Raw genomic sequence first — 14,892 nt, 5'->3', positions numbered from 1 at the left:
CGCAAGGCCTTGCGGCCGGCGGATTTTGAGTCATCGTTTTTCAATTATAACATATTGATATGTAATGATAATATTTTAAATCTTCATGTGTATGTGTAACAAAATGTGAAAGCTTTGAGCGACTTTGACGCCTTTCGCGTGGCATCGACCGCACAAGTTTCAGACTAGGGTGAACCGGTTGACGCATCACAAACGCTGAAGCTCCGCCATGTCATCACGAAAGCCAGTTCGTTCGATCCATTGAGTCCGACGTTTCCTTAAGCCCTGCCGCGGGCGCAACAGGGAGCTGTCCTACTGGGGGCGCAGAGACATAGTTCAAAGGCTGAGCTGCTTACCACCGGGTGACCTGGAGAGGCTGGGCTCCAGATTTAGGAAGCTTTTGTGACTCACCACATCAATGACGCCCCACTCTACGCCCTGAGCAAGGCTCAACTTTTTTGCCTGTGGCGAAACATCGCCGCCGAGATCGAAGGCATGCCGGAAGGCAGCCCTTCACGGATTGAGGCTGAGGCTTTGATCGCCCGGATACGCGGTGCGATCATCTGCAAGCGACAAGGCCAGCTTGCTCCTTGAGAAACCATCAAAGCGCTACAGCCAGATGACGCTGTCGCGCCTCTCGTTTCTGGTACAGGTAAGGCAAATGATGGCTACCTTCTTCTTGACCTGAACTTCACCCAATTCGGTTTCGGCGCGTTTCGTGGAGGCATCTTGTGGCCTGAAATTTCAACAGGCACTCTTCGCCGCCCGATCAGGCTGCCATACTGCCAAACCGACACGTCCATATAATGCGTGCCGATGTAAGCGGAACTTTCCTGGGCTTTATATCCAAACCCCGCAGCATGACCGAGGTCATTTTCATCTTCGGCGTCGGCGCCCTGATTTCGTACCGTCCACTTCACCTTTGAATTTGGTGGGAGCGTGTCCGAATTACTAAGCTCGAAATAGATTTCGCAATTTCTAGGTATCGGACCGATCCGATTTACACCTGTAATTCCTGCTGTGCCGGAACCTCGCGGAACTGCTCTGACCGATACCTGGGGATCAAAGTTGAATTGGACGATGGCTCCCGCATTCTCTTTGATAACTGGCTCATCTGGTATCGGGAAAAATTGCTGGAAAGCCTCACTCCAGATTTCTGAAGCGACCCACTTATTGTCCGCGTTTAAAGCACGATTGGAAATCTCAGCTAAAACGCTAAGCGCCGATTTGATTGCATTGGTCTGATCGGCACTTAGACGGTTGAGATTCTCACCCTTATCAACGGGATTTGGAACACACCCCAGTTCCACTTCGTCACTTAGATGGCTGACCACCGCCGCAAACCACTCATCGTCACCGCTAAGTCCATCTGCATCTATTGAGTGCATCGCTTGGCCAACCAGCACAGTCAGCATTACCGAGGATGGGCGAGAACCATCCTCAAAAGTTAGCGCTGCCCACATTTTGAAATACTGCACAATTCGTCTTGCGCGCGGCCGAAACTCTTCAGGGAAAGAGTCGCGCCACCATAGGTAAATCGCTTTTGGATCGCTTGCTTCCCACTCGTCTGACTGGGTCGCCAAATTCCGAGCATCCTGCGCCTGGTCCAGATGATAACACGGCGTATCAATATGAAAATCATCGCCAATTTGAATCCGGTTGCACCGCTCTTTAGGCTCCATCACCTCGCATCTGCCGTCATCGGCTTCGCTGGCATAAACCTGTAGCAACGAATGCACCTTTTCTTTCAGCTCCCTTGGTCCAATGGGGCCCTCAGTACATTTTCCCGCCCAGCCGGCATAAATGCCGAGGTCGATATCAAACTGCTCGCCCTTCTTAGATGGCCGTATCTGCGTCCCAAATTTATAGGACCCCTGGAGCCAGCTATTGATCGCTAGCCCTGTGTCTTCCTTTAGACCTTCTACGATGAAGTCCCTCAAGCTATTCCATTCGGCCTTCTGCGCCTCATACTGTTGATCAGACGGTCGCACGCGCCGATGCAGTGTTTGCGCATCGACGTCAGTTGAGTGAAAAAGGGACGCACATGTACCCATGTCAGCTCTCGAACGGTTTAGCTTCTTCTGCGAAGAAGGCTTTGAGTTGGCTATGAGCGACGTGCTCCTGAAATGCGGCTTCCGCCAGTCCGCGAAGGTCATCCTGCGCGACCTTGCTAGCTGTATCTAACGACAGCTCACGCTCCTGCTCTTTGGATTGGGCTCGATCAATACGCAAATAGCGCTCGCCCAATTTATGCTTGAGCATGAAATCACTCATCATCTGCTGAGACGAAATCATCACCGAAGTGAGCCGCTGCTCTTTCATCCAACCGGCCCAGCCAAGCTTACTTTTGGTAGAACCCGCCATCGAAAAATTCGTGCTCGTTGTACCGATACTCAAAATCGACACGTCGTCGTCTTTGGCACCCAGGAAATGGGTGGCCTCATGAAGCGCAAGGAGATCAGGGGAATTCGCGTAGACACCACCATCGGCAAAGCGTTCATTACCTATCGTGTGCATCCCAAAAAAAGTTGGCGCAGCTGAAGTAGCAAGCGCAACATCGACAACTGATTTTTGCGGGTCTCGCACAAAAGTGGGGTGATGCCCCGTTTTAAAAATTTGAGGCGACCCCTTGGTGAGATTCACAGAAGGGATCAAAACGCGATGCTTGAGGTCGCCTACCAATACATCTTCCTGAATCAAAGAAGTGATGAGGTCACGGAGAGTTTCGGCCTTGTATTTTGGCCTGCAAGCATTCTTCCGAAGCTCAAGTAATCCAAATATCCCCTTTGCTGGTCGCCCCTGCCCGAATAAGGCGGGACCTTTTTCAACCATCGCATCTACCACCGACTCCATTCGGACTTCATTGGCGAGAGCCAAGGCCAGAATACCACCGATTGATGTCCCGGCTATGAGGTCGAAATAGCGGGCCAGAGGCTGGCCGTGTTCCTGCTCAAGCTTATCGAGCACAGCTGCTGTGAATAAGCCGAGATAGCCACCACCAGAAAGACAAAGTAATTTCATTCAAATTCCAATCTCAGAGTCACTCAAAGAAACCAGATAAGCGAATCTGACAAGAACAAAAGTAGACCATATATCCGTTGAAATTGAAACGGTTTTCTAATTTTGGTTTCTCTATATTATTGTAAAACATATAATATTATGATCTTATTGGCTTGGAAATCTCCGAAAGCCAAATCGGACCACAGTGCACTGTTGGGTGCGCCCGCCCCTTGGCTAATCGATAAAAACTCTTGCCCGGAAAAGGGCACGACCCCGGTGGGAGGTCATCCATAAATCATGTTTTCTACATATCATCGGATGTGTTGAAAGTTGCCTCCTTTGACCGTTAGGGCGGCCCTAATTTTAACTTTAATCGATTTTCATGGCTATAAACCATGCAAATAAGCATTTTATAAAATCTGACTAGAAAATCTTTTACATTCATGCGATAATGATGGTTATGAGCCATCAAAAAACTCCAAGGTTAAAACCGCTCCTAAATAAGGTCCCTCCGGGCTTTATGGTCGATACACCGTGGCTGAGGGATCAAAATATCGATCCGAAATCCATACATGACTATGTGAGAAGCGGGTGGCTAGAGCGAGTCATAAGAGGGGTCTATCGCAGGCCATTACCTGAGAATGTTCAAGCGTCATCCGATACAGAATGGCAGATCCCATTGCTTTCTCTCCAATGGATCATGGATTGGGACGTTCATCTGGGAGGAGAAAGCGCGCTCGATCTAGCTGGGTATTCGCACTACCTCTCGCTCGGTCAAAGACCAAGAATTCATCTATATGGCGACACGCCCTCTTGGCTAAAACGTCTGCCAACGAAAACTAAATTCGTTATCCATCGCCGCAGCCTCTTTGGTAATGATCATTCCGGGATAAATGAGACCAATCGAGACAAGTCGGGCAACCGGTCGGACGACACCAATCAGAAAGCCGTCAATGTCTGGCGCTGGCCGATCAAAGCGTCTTCGCCAGAAAGAGCGATCTTGGAAGCTCTTGATGAGCTGCCAAAGCATGCCAGTTTCGACAATCTGGATAAGGTGTTTGAGGGCCTCACAACATTGCGTCCCAAGATGCTGGATACACTGTTGGCGTCTTGTGAGAGCGTAAAGGTACGGCGCTTATTCTTTGTCTATGCCGACCGGCACAACCATGCATGGCGCCAATATATTGACACATCGAAAGTGGACTTTGGTTCGGGGCCGCGTGCCCTCGCGGAGGGCGGAAAGCTTCACCCGACTTACAAGATATACGTGCCTGAAGGCCTCCTACCGGCGGAGAGTATGAGGGCTTTTGATGATTGATCGCTATAGAGACCAAGTCCAATTGCTTGTTGAGACGCTACCCTATGTCGCGAACCAAAAAATGTTTGCGTTGAAGGGAGGAACGGCGATCAATCTCTTTTACAGGGATCTGCCCCGCCTCTCGGTCGATATCGATCTATTCTACCTCCCTGTAGAGGACAGAGAGACATCCCTGCGGCGTATCGATGATGCGATGGATCAGATAACGGCGGACATCAATGCTGCTGGTCGTCACTACCGTGCTGAACGGATTCAAGGAGGCGATGGCAATGATACACGTGTCCGAGTAATTGCCGGCGATGCACAGATAAAAATTGAAACGTCGCAGGGCACCAGAGGCACAGTTTTAAAGCCTCAAAAGATGCAGGTATCTGAGGCCGTGCAGAAGGAATTTGGCTTCGCAGACCTACAGGTCGTCGCTTTTGAAGATCTTTATGGCGGTAAGCTCCATGCGGCTCTTGACCGGCAACATCCCCGAGACTTGTTCGATGTGAAGCTGCTTTACGAGAATGAGGGGCTAACAGAGGAATTGTTCCGGATATTCATGGTGTATGTTGCGAGCTCAAACCGTCCCATGCATGAGTTGTTGAGTCCAAACTTAGTGCCGCTAGACCAACGTTTCACAGACGAATTCGAAGGGATGACGCGTGAGCCGGTCTCGCAAGCAGAGCTCGAAGAGGTTAGACATCGTCTCCACGGTGATATCAAAGACAGATTAAACGGAGATATCGCGCACTTCCTCTTATCTCTTCATGATGCTGAGCCGGATTTCGATTTAATCGGCTTGCCACAAGCGGCCGCCCTTCCCGCCATACGCTGGAAACTGCTTAATCTAGAAACGCTTAAACGCGACAACCCGGGAAAGCACGCCGAGCAGCGTCAAGCGCTCGAAGATACCTTTGAGTGAGCCGATTGGATTTTACCCATATTTAGATGGCTAATTCGGTAAAGCATAAGGCCTCGTAACGTGTGCCTTGAAGAACAGATTTATGGACGTTTCGGTGACGATCCGCGCATACGCAGCTATCCCGATGCTTGATATCCGTAGAGTAGAGCGGCTTCCCGCCCAAAGGTTCAAAAAACCCTCGATCTTTAGAATAAGGGAAGTTGCTCAATTGGAGCTTCGAAATCTCCGCTGCAGCGAGGAGACCAGCTGCAAAGGATAAAAACGGCAGAGCGGCGTCCACTTTTTTCTCTGGATTTTGAGTGTCAGTGACTTCTCCCGTGGCGCAGGAAGTTTCTTTCTTAGAGGGCGGAAAAGAGCAGGAAGAACACGGGCCGGGCGGTATGTGACGAAAAACATTGGAGAGCCAATTTTTGCCCGTGGTCCCGTAAATTTGTGGGCAGGGAAATTGGCTTTCAATTTGGAAGCGAACATTGTGCTCGTTTGCTGCCGAAATAATTAAATCCGGCCGACCGGCCGGTCGTTCGGCCCACAAGGATGATTCATGGAGCCAACGAGGCTCAGCCTTCGTGTTTATATTGAAAAGCGCGAAGAAACGGCCAACGGATTCGACCTTGGGTTCGCCTACATGATCAAAATGGAAAATCGGAGAGCGCGTCAGGTTCTCCAGTTCAATCGGGTCTTTATCAAACAAGACCGCATCAAACTTATATCCTGCAAGCGCCAGAAAATAAGCGACAGCTGATCCAACCGAACCACAGCCAACAAACCAAAGTTCTCCTAAATAGCTTTCCGGCGGCAACCAATCAGTCTGATCTGTAGCAGAGGATTCGAGTGATAAAGCATTCGCCACCGTTGGTTTGAGCTCCCCGGGCAATCGGTGGCCAAAAATCTGAGCGATAGCGGAAATCGTCGCCAAGCAAGAACCGAAAATATTAGCGGATTGAGCCTTTCCCAACGGTGATGGAGAGGGTCCAGTGTAAAGATTCCAATCCGATCCATGGGCAATCCATGAATCGCCCTGTGACCCTAAATGAATAATATAATCATTAGATCTAGCAGGTTCAGCGGTGAATTGGCCGGGCGGCGCCACTGATTGCATTCGATCAATCAAGCAGCTGTGCGCGCTTCCGTGAAATGGACCGGAGAAGGTCTGATCAAACTCAAAATCAGCAAAAGCCAGAGAAACTTTTTGGGAAAGCCGGCACAAAAGCTCTGATGCAACGATCACCGCCGCCTGCCCCGGACGGGAGTTCAAATAGCTCTGTTCTGCGGTGATTGCTAATCGAACGTTCGGATCAAGTGGGCGCTCGCCGTACTTAAAAGTGCGATCGTGAAATTGGCGATAAAAGTTCTCCGCCCCGTCCATTTTCATAGATCCGCTCCAGCAGGAATAATCTCTAACTGGTTGATCGCGAGCTGGATCCAACCCTCATCTTCGCTGAATTCATAAAGTGCGGAGCCCGCAAGATTGGGCAGCTGCCGCCCATTGTGGGGATAACCAGTGAGAGATATCCCTCGTATCTGATACGTGCTCCTTCGTCGTCACCCTTGCTATGGAATGCTTCCCTTGGATGGGTGTGGACTTGCGCGATGATTTCGAGATCGAGATCTGTCGCGAGGTTGATGACCTTCGCCATCTCGGCAGAGCTAATTTTGAAGCTGCCCTGTGTCGTGGTCGCCTTTGGCTGCACACACTGAAGCGCAACTTTCGTTTCGCCGTTACCTTTGCCCAAGAACAGGACGACACCTTCGTGGCCTTGTGTGCTCGCATCGTTCAAATATGTAACTAGATTTCGAAAGCAGGACTCTGGAATCAAGAACCGTGTTTTATTTTCATTCTCGATAAGTTTGAAAACGGGCTCTCGTTCAAAAAATTTTGCTTTTATCCAATTCAGCATCAGCCCTTCCTCTTCTCGAATTTTGTAAGCGCTTCAATGGCTATCCGTGACGCCATTGCACTCAGTGTGCGGCATTGGCGTGTTTTTTCATTTTCGACCCAAGCTCCGATATCCCAGTCGGAATGCGGGCCGCGAGAATCTTCGGACTTGTAGGCAAGCCGATTCCAAGGGGCGCAAATAACGCCACTGCTATGGAAAAAATTACCGCCCCTAGCGGTTACATGCAGTTCATCGCATTCATTTCCGTCACTGTTGCACCACCTCCAAGCAGGAGGTTTGGTTGGGTAATTTTCCGGCTCACATCGAACGTAAAGCCAAGAGGCATCTTTGGTTTTGACGCCCAACACGAATTGCAGGCTATCGAGCTTCTGAAACTTCCAGCCCACCGCCGCAGCGTTCGCTTCCAGATCAGTCACCTCTTCTTGAATCAGCAATTCGGATGGGGTCGTCATTTTGTTAGACCCCATCCCCTTGAGCGGTGAGAAGCAGCTTATCGCCGTCTTCCAAACCGAAACTCACCAGAGGCCGTGTGGTCGGTGTGAGCTCGGTATCACCAAAGAAAATTTCAAAGTCTTCTGACTCCCCGGCGAGTCCTTTGGTGCTGATAGCCGCCAGAATTACGTCAATGACCTTGGCCGTCTTTTTAAAAGCGGCCGTGAAGGGACCTTTCGGCGTCCCAACCGTGAGTTCGATGTCACGGTCCTTTTTACCTTCATTCTTTTTTCCCATGTCTTTCTCCTTATGGGATTGAAATTTGTATTTACGGTCAGCGGGGGCGACAGGCTTGGCCGCCCCCGTTATGACCTCACGACTTCCGATTTGGCCGTTGCGTCAGAGCAGACGCCGCCGCCGATTTTGCAGCCTTGCTGGACTTCGGATTGCGCAGAACCTTGGACGCCGCTGAAGCGGCCTTCTTGCTCGTGACTTCTGAGTTTTTCTTGCGTGTCATAGTTATTCACCTCCTTTCTTTTTCCTTGACTAAACTTGCGTTCGTAGTATTGTTTGTTACTCATTCGTAGGCAGTGAGGCCAAAATTTTTTTGGGTCGCCCCTCATTCAATTCCTACGATATCGTAACAATAACACGAACGTAAACGTAGGGTCAGGCTATGTCCGAAAATGACGCAATTTTTCCTGCACGATTGATAGAAGCCCGAGAAAAACGGGGCTTGAGTCAGACGCAGCTTGCAAAGCTTACCGGCCTTCAACCAGCCGCAATTGGCCATTTTGAGCGGGGGCGCCGCAGACCATCTTTTGCGAATGTTCGGGCACTATCGAATGCCCTGAACGTGGCGGCCGATTATTTACTGGGTCGAGCTGATAACATGGAGGGTGCAACCACAGCTTTTCGCGGTGAGTCAGATCTGCATCAACAAGATCGAGACCATATTCAAATGATGATCGATATGCTCAATCAACGGAAGGCCAGTGGCGAGGAATGAGGAAATTTCGTTTAGAGTGGGCGCGGCAACAGGGCGAACGGAAAGCCAAAGAGTTTGGCTTTGATGATTTTCCGATTGATCCTTTCGCTATCGCTGAGAAGGAAGAAATACTTATTGAGCCTAAGCCGGCAGACGCACCCGGCGTAAGCGGCGGCATCATTTTTTTAAATACAGGCACTGGTATTTTTTACGCTACAAACATCGATAATTGTGGATTTCAGCGCTTTACAGTCGGGCACGAGCTTGGACACTATTTTCTCGACGGACATCCAGAAGAGATTCAAAAATCTGGTTCCTGGCACATATCCCGCGCTGGTTTCCGTGAGGGGGATAATTCAATCGAACTGGAAGCTGATCATTTTGCATCAGGCCTCCTTCTTCCAAGCAGACTTGTTTCAAACTTTTTAGGAAATCAAACAATTGGATTAGAGGGGATTAAAGCTCTCAGCGATAAGGCTAAATGTTCTCTGACAGCAACTGCAATCCGAGCAGCAGAATGCAGTCCCTATCCAGTTGCGGTTGTTGTCAGCCAAGGCAAGCAGGTCTGCTACGCGTTCTTGTCGGACGGCTTCAAGAAGCTGGGGCGCTTATCTTTCCTTCGTAAAGGCTCAATGCTTCCTGACACTGTGACCAAAAAATTTAATTCTAATCCGGAGAACGTGCGCTACGCAGCCTCTGACTGCGATGTTACTACCTTAGCAGATTGGTTTGATGGCCCGGCTAGCGTGGAATTAGACGAAGAGGTCATTGGTTTGGGCTCCTATGATCTTACAATGACGGTCCTATCGAGTGACGATCTCCCAGAAGACCCTGATGAGTTAGAGGATGACGAAGACCTAAGCTTGGAAGCGTCTTGGACGCCGAAATTCGCGTATGGCAGATAGAGGTTTGGTGCCGCTTCCAGATTTTCTCACCGTTCCCGATTCTGACCCTTCGTGATGAGACGAGCGCGGACGCGCTCTTTGACCTTTGATGCCGCGAGGAGCTGATCGGCATGATCACGGCACGGTGCGCTCTTCATCATGCGTCGCGCTTCGCCGATGGTATGCTTCTCGGCTGGTTTTAGCGAAGCCCATTCTTTATCGGTAAGACCCCGCGCGCGCTTTTGGATGCGCCGTAAGACCGGCAAGCGATCTGAGCACCCCTTCTCTTTTAGAGTGGCCTTGAGTGATTTGAGCTGATCCGCCTGTGCGCGATCCTTCTCGATCTGATCGGCTTCTCGGGTCAGCTTGGCGCGGACATATTCCGCCTTCGCGGCCTTTTCCATCAGGATCGGAAGGGTGGCGAGCGCTTCCCGTCTGGCGCGTGAGCGATAGAGGAAGCCGAGCGACCAGCCTTTCATGCGACCGAACTGTTCCGGCGCGTTTTTCACGCGCCGTGCCGCCTTGTTGGGATTGAAGCCGTCTTCTTGGCTAAGCGCCTTATAGCGCTGTCGGGCTGACTCACCGTCGCGGTAAACGCTCTCAAAGCCACCTTTGACGACCTCATCCAACTCCCCAAGATATTTGGTCCGCGCCTGATAGCGATAGAGACGCCGTTGGATCTCGGCCGTCTGCGCCCGGATCAAATTGAGATCGGTATTGCCGGCGTCCTGTTTGCGCAATTCCGTGATGGCCGATCGCAGGCGCTTCATCCGGTTGGGGGCGGGTTTCTTCAACAGCCTGACATTTCGCTCAGACTGGGTTTCTTTGGCGGCGGCGATTTCCGCCTGCTCCCGTTCATCATTCCTGAGCCGCTTACTCTCATTCTCCTGACAGACATCCGGCATCTCGCCCTCGCGCTTCATCGCGGTGGCGTCCTTGCCTTCATGGATCGTGGGCTCCCGATCCTCGCCCTGAGCGTCCAGCGTGCGATGATCGACGCGCTCGGGTCTGCCGGCGCGTTCTAAGGCTAGATTGATTTTTTCCGCCCACGCCTCACGCCAATGATCAAGCCCACTTCGATCATTCCATTCACGCGCCTTTCGCGTGAAACCCTCCGGCGTGATCTCTCGAAGCGCCAGGAGAATATGGGCATGATGGTTGCGCTGATCGCCATCGCGGTCAGGCAAGTGAATGGCGATATCCGCCACCATGCCCTTAGAGACGCACTCCTCATCCACGAATTGTGTAACCAGACCCCGGCGCTCTTCGTCGGATAATTCGTGTGGCAGGGCGAGCGTGAATTCTCTCGCGAGCTGAGAGTTCTTCCGCGTCTCGCAGACTTCGACCGCGTTCCACAAAGCCTCGCGGTCGAAGGCCCAATCAGGAGCCTGTTCCGGGGCCCGTATCTCGGCGTGAAACACGCCGTGCTTGCGGCTGTAATCATGGGTCACGCCTGTGCGCTCATCGACCAACGCTTCGCCCGCCCGGTAGGCGGCGGCCGCAACGGAGCTGCGCCCCTCAGCGCGCTTCACGATACTGGCCCGGAATGAGTAGATCGCCATCACTCCTCCTGATGGGTCGGGCGACGCCAAGACGACTTCTTGGCAAAGCCCGAGGAAGCCTGTCGGCGACTGAGACCGCACACAAACTTTTTCAAGTTTGTATAAGTGCGCTATTAGGTTGTTTGGAGGATAATACACCCTGCGATTGCGTTTGAGAAAGGGAAAGGATTCGGAATATGGCCAGACGCCTCCCCTCAGATGAAAAACTCAAATCGCTGATGCAGGAAAAAGCGCGGATCCAGAATGACATTAATCGGCTGACCGCGCGCCAAATGAAAAGCGAATTAAAGCGTCTCGCCAGACGCAAATTCGTCGCCGGCGAAGCAGTGCTAAACAAGGCATCCCGCGATCCCAAGTTTGCCAGAACCCTTTATGAGATACTCGATGACGCGGTCTCAAAACGCGACCGGTCACTGTTCGGACTCGACAGTGAAATGAACGAGAGTTTCGAGGATGCGTCGCGCCCGCGTCTTCCGCCAAAGCGCTCCCGCAAGGGCTAGAGGCGTCATGCGCGGGTATGATCAAGCAAGTTATTACAACCTAAAATTGACTGAAGAGACATCTAATAGTATTCAAGATGTCGAAAATATTTTTGCCGCTGACGAATTATTTCTCAGTCATGAGATAAGTCGTTAATCGGCCACAGGGTCAGGACAGGCTGTGGGGGCTTCTGATCAAAAGGGCAAACGCCCGGCATGGAAGAAAGCGGCCAAGATCGCTGGCCTGATCTTCCTTGTCCTGCTCGCTCTGTTCATCCTCTTCATTCTGGTCGGTCTCATGCTTGGCGGTGAGACCGCGCCCAATGATCCCTATGATTTTGGTCCTGCCGCCAATCCTTGGCGCGGCATGACGGGCATGATGATCATCATCGGCGCCGTGCTTGGCGCTGGACTTGTCAGCCTGTTCGCCTTCTGGCGGTTTTTAACCCGCCGATATGGCTGGGCCGTTTTGGCCGGGCTTGCCGTTCTTTTATGGTTCATTGGTGATACCAGCGACCAGCCGGGCATCAGCGGCATCACCGCCTTGCTCGGCTTCGGGCTGGGCCTCGTCGCCGGCGGCGGAATTGCCGCCGCGCTTTTCGTAAAAATTCGGCCGCCAAAAACATTGGAGAATGTTTTTGGCTCCTCACGGTGGGCGAGGCATGCGGACCTCAAAGAATGGGGGCTGCTGGGCGAGCTCGCTTCCGGGACTGGTTTGTTTTTGGGCAAAGAGCCGGAGACAGGTGACCCAATCATTTATGAGGGCGATATGCACGCCCTCACCGTGGCGCCGACGCGCACCGGCAAGGGCGCGACGGCCATCATTCCCAATCTGCTCCGATCGGATTCTTCCATTCTGGTGATTGATCCCAAGGGGGAAAATGCCCGGCGCACGGCGGCCAAGCGCGAAGCGATGGGCCAGCAGGTCTATATCGTCGATCCGTGGGAGATTTCGCGTGAGAGTGACCGCTACGGCGAGGGCGTGAAGGGGGAGCTGATCGCCCGGTTCAATCCACTGGACGCGCTGGATAAGGATGATCCCGACCTGGCTTCGGACGCGATGATGCTCGCCGATGCGTTGGTCATCGACGCAGAGAAAGACCCGTTCTGGACCAATGAGGCCAAGGCGCTCATCTATGGCTTCATCCTCTATGTGGTCAGCGCGCCGGAAGAAAAAGGTCATCGGCATTTGGGTCGCGTGCGGGAAATCCTCTCGCTTCCGGCCGGATCGGAGAGCGATGAAGACGAGGATCTCTCCGGCACACTCGATGAAATCCTGATCCGCATGGCCGCAAGCGAACACCCTCTGGTGCGCTCGGCCGCTGACCGCTTTGTTCAAAAGGCGGAGAAAGAACGCTCCGGCGTGATTTCGACGGCGCAGTCGAACACGCACTTCCTTGAAAGCCCGAAAATCACCGAGAGCCTTGAGACGTCGGATTTTCGGTTTGCGGATTTAAAGACCGGGGAATGCCCGGTCACCGTCTATTTAGTCCTGCCGCTTGATCGGCTCTCCACTTTCAATCGATGGCTGCGGCTGATCATCACCAGTGCGCTGATTGATCTGACGCGGACGCCGGCCGATACGGAGCGTCCGCCGGTGCGGGTGATCTTGGATGAGTTCGCCGCTCTTGAGAAACTCACGCTCATTGAAAGCGCCTATGCGACCATGGCGGGGCTTGGGGTTCAGCTCTGGGCGGTCACGCAGGACCTCTCCCAGCTCATGCGTCTATACGGCGATAAGGGCTGGCAGAGCTTCATCAGCAATGCCGGGGTGTTTCAATATTTTGGCAGCCGGGATTTTGAGACAGCGAAATATGCCGAACACCTGACCGGTATGACCACGCTGACCAAGCGGTCGGTCAGCTTTGGGAAAAATTGGGGTTCCAGCCAAAGCGGCCGAGGCGGCACCAGCTCAAGCGGCGGGTCGGAAACGATCAGTCATGATGATGTTCAGCGCCCGCTCGCTTACGCGGATCAGATGATGACGATGGGTCGTGATCAGCAGGTGCTCTTTATCGAAAATCGCTACCCGATCATGGCCAATAAACATTGGTGGTTTAAGGACCAAGCGTAGTCAGGGATGTTGCATACCTCTTAAGAAGCAAAGCGTCTCATCAAGCTGAGGGGTCAGTTGCATTCTCTGTGTCATCCCTCACGGTCCATTGGGAGAGGAAAAAGCGCTCATAGATGAAAACGGCCCCGATAGCGGCAATGGCTATGAGGACAATTCCCGGATCGGAGCGAAGCTTCATTCCGGCAAAAACGATGAGAACGATCCCGTCCAGCACCATGGCAGTGATAAGGATCCAGCCTTTGGCCTTGATGTCATGGCGGAGCGTTCGAAAAACACCAAAATGGATCAAGATATCCATCACCAGATAAAAGAAGACGCCAAGTGACGCGATCCGGCTAAGATCAAAAAAGATCGTCAGGAACGCAGCAACCACGACCGTGTAGACCAGCGTGTGTTTTTGTATCGGTCCCGGCATCCCAAAATGGCGATGGGGGATCATTTTCATTTCGGTGAGCATCGCCAACATGCGGGAGACGGCGAAGATGCTCGCCAAGAGCCCGGACGCCGTGGCGACAGCAGCCAGCAGAATAGTAAAATAAAAGCCGGCCGCACCCAAAGCCGGTTCGGCGGCGCGCGCCAAAGAGTAATCTTTCGCCTCGATGATTTGCGACAGAGTGAGACTTGAACCGACCGCGAAAGCGACAAGCAGATAGACCACCACGCAAATCAGAATAGAGATGATGATCGTCCGTCCCACATTCTTGTGCGGATCGACCATTTCCGCGCCGCTGTTGGTGATTGTCGTAAATCCTTTGAAAGCGAGGATTGAGAGAGCCATTGATGCGATGAATCCGGCCATCGGCATCGCCGCTTGATCGGATGCGGCTGGTTCAAAGCTAAAACCGCCAGCCCAGAGAGCCGCTGCGCCAAACAGCGCGATACCGCCAATTTTGACCGCCGCCATAATAAGCGAAAACAGACCGACAGACCGGTTTCCGGAAATGTTGATCAAGAAAGCAACGAAAATGAGCGTCACGCCGAGCACTGGGGTCCAGAATGTGCTGTCGCCCAAATCAAATGGCCGCAGGACATATGTGCCGAATGTGCGGGCCACCAGACTTTCATTGATGACCATCGAGAGGGCCATCAAGAGAGAGGCGGCGGCGGCAATAGCGCCGGGGCCATAGGCTTTCTTAAGGATCATGGCGATGCCGCCTGCCGACGGATAGGCGTTTGACATCTTGATATATGTGTAGGCGCTAAAAGCGGTGACGATCGCTCCGGCTATGAATGATAACGGAAACCACGGCCCGGCCAGTTCCGCGATCTGGCCGGTAAGCGCAAAGATACCGGCGCCAATCATGACGCCGGTCCCCATCGCAATGCCGCCCAAAAGAGTAATGCTGTTTTTTTTGTAGTTTGTCTTCATCC

The 14,892-nt window shown here is 52.4% G+C and carries 15 protein-coding genes; 7 read left to right on the top strand and 8 right to left on the bottom strand.

Features of this window, described 5'->3' with window-relative positions:
• Window positions 1-381 precede the first annotated feature (381 nt).
• Window positions 382-573 (top strand): hypothetical protein, encoded by a 192-nt coding sequence (locus L338_RS17205; RefSeq protein WP_152485763.1) that lies wholly within the window; start codon window positions 382-384, stop codon window positions 571-573.
• Window positions 574-647: 74 nt separating this feature from the next.
• Here L338_RS17205 and L338_RS17200 read toward each other — a convergent pair whose 3' ends face one another.
• Together L338_RS17200 and L338_RS00250 are read right to left on the bottom strand one after the other, a co-directional pair.
• Window positions 648-2,033: a CBASS cGAMP synthase gene (locus tag L338_RS17200; RefSeq protein ID WP_152485762.1), complete on the bottom strand. Its 1,386-nt coding sequence runs from the start codon at window positions 2,031-2,033 to the stop codon at window positions 648-650.
• A 1-nt stretch (window position 2,034) separates the two neighbouring features.
• A complete protein-coding gene (locus L338_RS00250; RefSeq protein WP_022696347.1) occupies window positions 2,035-3,000 on the bottom strand; it encodes a CBASS cGAMP-activated phospholipase in 966 nt (321 codons plus the stop codon).
• A 439-nt stretch (window positions 3,001-3,439) separates the two neighbouring features.
• On the opposite strand from L338_RS00250, the gene L338_RS00245 reads away from it, so the two are divergent.
• The gene (locus tag L338_RS00245) at window positions 3,440-4,297 is read left to right on the top strand and encodes a type IV toxin-antitoxin system AbiEi family antitoxin domain-containing protein (RefSeq protein WP_027068129.1); all 858 of its coding nucleotides are present in this window, start codon (window positions 3,440-3,442) and stop codon (window positions 4,295-4,297) included.
• Window positions 4,287-5,204, top strand: a complete 918-nt coding sequence (locus tag L338_RS00240) for a nucleotidyl transferase AbiEii/AbiGii toxin family protein (RefSeq protein WP_152485761.1) — start codon at window positions 4,287-4,289, stop codon at window positions 5,202-5,204. The genes L338_RS00245 and L338_RS00240 overlap by 11 nt, the downstream gene beginning before the upstream one ends.
• Before the next feature lie 22 nt (window positions 5,205-5,226).
• Here L338_RS00240 and L338_RS16830 read toward each other — a convergent pair whose 3' ends face one another.
• The 4 genes from L338_RS16830 to L338_RS00225 are packed head-to-tail and all read right to left on the bottom strand — an operon-like array spanning window position 5,227 to window position 7,831.
• Entirely contained in the window at window positions 5,227-6,576 is a 1,350-nt protein-coding gene (locus L338_RS16830; protein ID WP_081639403.1) for a ThiF family adenylyltransferase, read from the bottom strand.
• Between the two features lie 25 nt (window positions 6,577-6,601).
• Entirely contained in the window at window positions 6,602-7,102 is a 501-nt protein-coding gene (locus tag L338_RS00230; RefSeq protein WP_022696343.1) for an MPN domain-containing protein, read from the bottom strand.
• Window positions 7,102-7,554 carry a hypothetical protein gene (locus L338_RS17195; RefSeq protein WP_152485760.1) on the bottom strand — a complete coding sequence of 151 codons (453 nt, stop codon included), beginning with the start codon at window positions 7,552-7,554 and terminating at the stop codon, window positions 7,102-7,104. Before L338_RS17195 ends, L338_RS00230 begins: the two co-directional genes overlap by 1 nt.
• 4 nt (window positions 7,555-7,558) lie before the next feature.
• Entirely contained in the window at window positions 7,559-7,831 is a 273-nt protein-coding gene (locus tag L338_RS00225; protein WP_022696342.1) for a hypothetical protein, read from the bottom strand.
• Window positions 7,832-8,210: 379 nt separating this feature from the next.
• Here L338_RS00225 and L338_RS16825 point away from each other — a divergent pair, with 379 nt between their 5' ends.
• Together L338_RS16825 and L338_RS00220 are read left to right on the top strand one after the other, a co-directional pair.
• Complete coding sequence (locus tag L338_RS16825; protein ID WP_022696340.1) at window positions 8,211-8,543, top strand: helix-turn-helix domain-containing protein; 333 nt, start codon at window positions 8,211-8,213, stop codon at window positions 8,541-8,543.
• The gene (locus tag L338_RS00220; protein WP_033310179.1) at window positions 8,540-9,427 is read left to right on the top strand and encodes an ImmA/IrrE family metallo-endopeptidase; all 888 of its coding nucleotides are present in this window, start codon (window positions 8,540-8,542) and stop codon (window positions 9,425-9,427) included. The genes L338_RS16825 and L338_RS00220 overlap by 4 nt, the downstream gene beginning before the upstream one ends.
• Window positions 9,428-9,453: 26 nt before the next feature.
• On the opposite strand, the gene mobQ is transcribed toward L338_RS00220, so the two are convergent.
• The gene (gene mobQ / locus L338_RS16095) at window positions 9,454-10,968 is read right to left on the bottom strand and encodes a MobQ family relaxase (protein ID WP_022696338.1); all 1,515 of its coding nucleotides are present in this window, start codon (window positions 10,966-10,968) and stop codon (window positions 9,454-9,456) included.
• A 176-nt stretch (window positions 10,969-11,144) separates the two neighbouring features.
• On the opposite strand from mobQ, the gene L338_RS00210 reads away from it, so the two are divergent.
• On the top strand, window positions 11,145-11,468 hold the full coding sequence (locus L338_RS00210) for a hypothetical protein (RefSeq protein WP_022696337.1): 324 nt from the start codon (window positions 11,145-11,147) through the stop codon (window positions 11,466-11,468).
• A 160-nt stretch (window positions 11,469-11,628) separates the two neighbouring features.
• Window positions 11,629-13,521, top strand: a complete 1,893-nt coding sequence (locus L338_RS00205) for a type IV secretory system conjugative DNA transfer family protein (protein ID WP_022696336.1) — start codon at window positions 11,629-11,631, stop codon at window positions 13,519-13,521.
• Between the two features lie 40 nt (window positions 13,522-13,561).
• Here L338_RS00205 and L338_RS00200 read toward each other — a convergent pair whose 3' ends face one another.
• A complete protein-coding gene (locus L338_RS00200; RefSeq protein WP_022696335.1) occupies window positions 13,562-14,890 on the bottom strand; it encodes an APC family permease in 1,329 nt (442 codons plus the stop codon).
• Window positions 14,891-14,892 lie beyond the last annotated feature (2 nt).

It is taken from the genome of Euryhalocaulis caribicus, from assembly GCF_000412185.1.
GTDB classification, from domain to species: domain Bacteria; phylum Pseudomonadota; class Alphaproteobacteria; order Caulobacterales; family Maricaulaceae; genus Euryhalocaulis; species Euryhalocaulis caribicus.
This window is presented reverse-complemented; position numbering and strand designations above follow the sequence as displayed.

Excerpts from the sequence above, each read along its gene's own strand:
- L338_RS17200 (WP_152485762.1), bottom strand. The coding sequence starts at position 2,033 with ATGGGTACATGTGCGTCCCTTTTTCACTCAACTGACGTCGATGCGCAA.
- L338_RS00250 (WP_022696347.1), bottom strand. The coding sequence starts at position 3,000 with ATGAAATTACTTTGTCTTTCTGGTGGTGGCTATCTCGGCTTATTCACA.
- L338_RS00245 (WP_027068129.1), top strand. The coding sequence starts at position 3,440 with ATGAGCCATCAAAAAACTCCAAGGTTAAAACCGCTCCTAAATAAGGTC.
- L338_RS16830 (WP_081639403.1), bottom strand. The coding sequence starts at position 6,576 with ATGAAAATGGACGGGGCGGAGAACTTTTATCGCCAATTTCACGATCGC.
- L338_RS00230 (WP_022696343.1), bottom strand. The coding sequence starts at position 7,102 with ATGCTGAATTGGATAAAAGCAAAATTTTTTGAACGAGAGCCCGTTTTC.
- L338_RS17195 (WP_152485760.1), bottom strand. The coding sequence starts at position 7,554 with ATGACGACCCCATCCGAATTGCTGATTCAAGAAGAGGTGACTGATCTG.
- L338_RS00225 (WP_022696342.1), bottom strand. The coding sequence starts at position 7,831 with ATGGGAAAAAAGAATGAAGGTAAAAAGGACCGTGACATCGAACTCACG.
- L338_RS16825 (WP_022696340.1), top strand. The coding sequence starts at position 8,211 with ATGTCCGAAAATGACGCAATTTTTCCTGCACGATTGATAGAAGCCCGA.
- L338_RS00220 (WP_033310179.1), top strand. The coding sequence starts at position 8,540 with ATGAGGAAATTTCGTTTAGAGTGGGCGCGGCAACAGGGCGAACGGAAA.
- mobQ (WP_022696338.1), bottom strand. The coding sequence starts at position 10,968 with ATGGCGATCTACTCATTCCGGGCCAGTATCGTGAAGCGCGCTGAGGGG.
- L338_RS00210 (WP_022696337.1), top strand. The coding sequence starts at position 11,145 with ATGGCCAGACGCCTCCCCTCAGATGAAAAACTCAAATCGCTGATGCAG.
- L338_RS00200 (WP_022696335.1), bottom strand. The coding sequence starts at position 14,890 with ATGAAGACAAACTACAAAAAAAACAGCATTACTCTTTTGGGCGGCATT.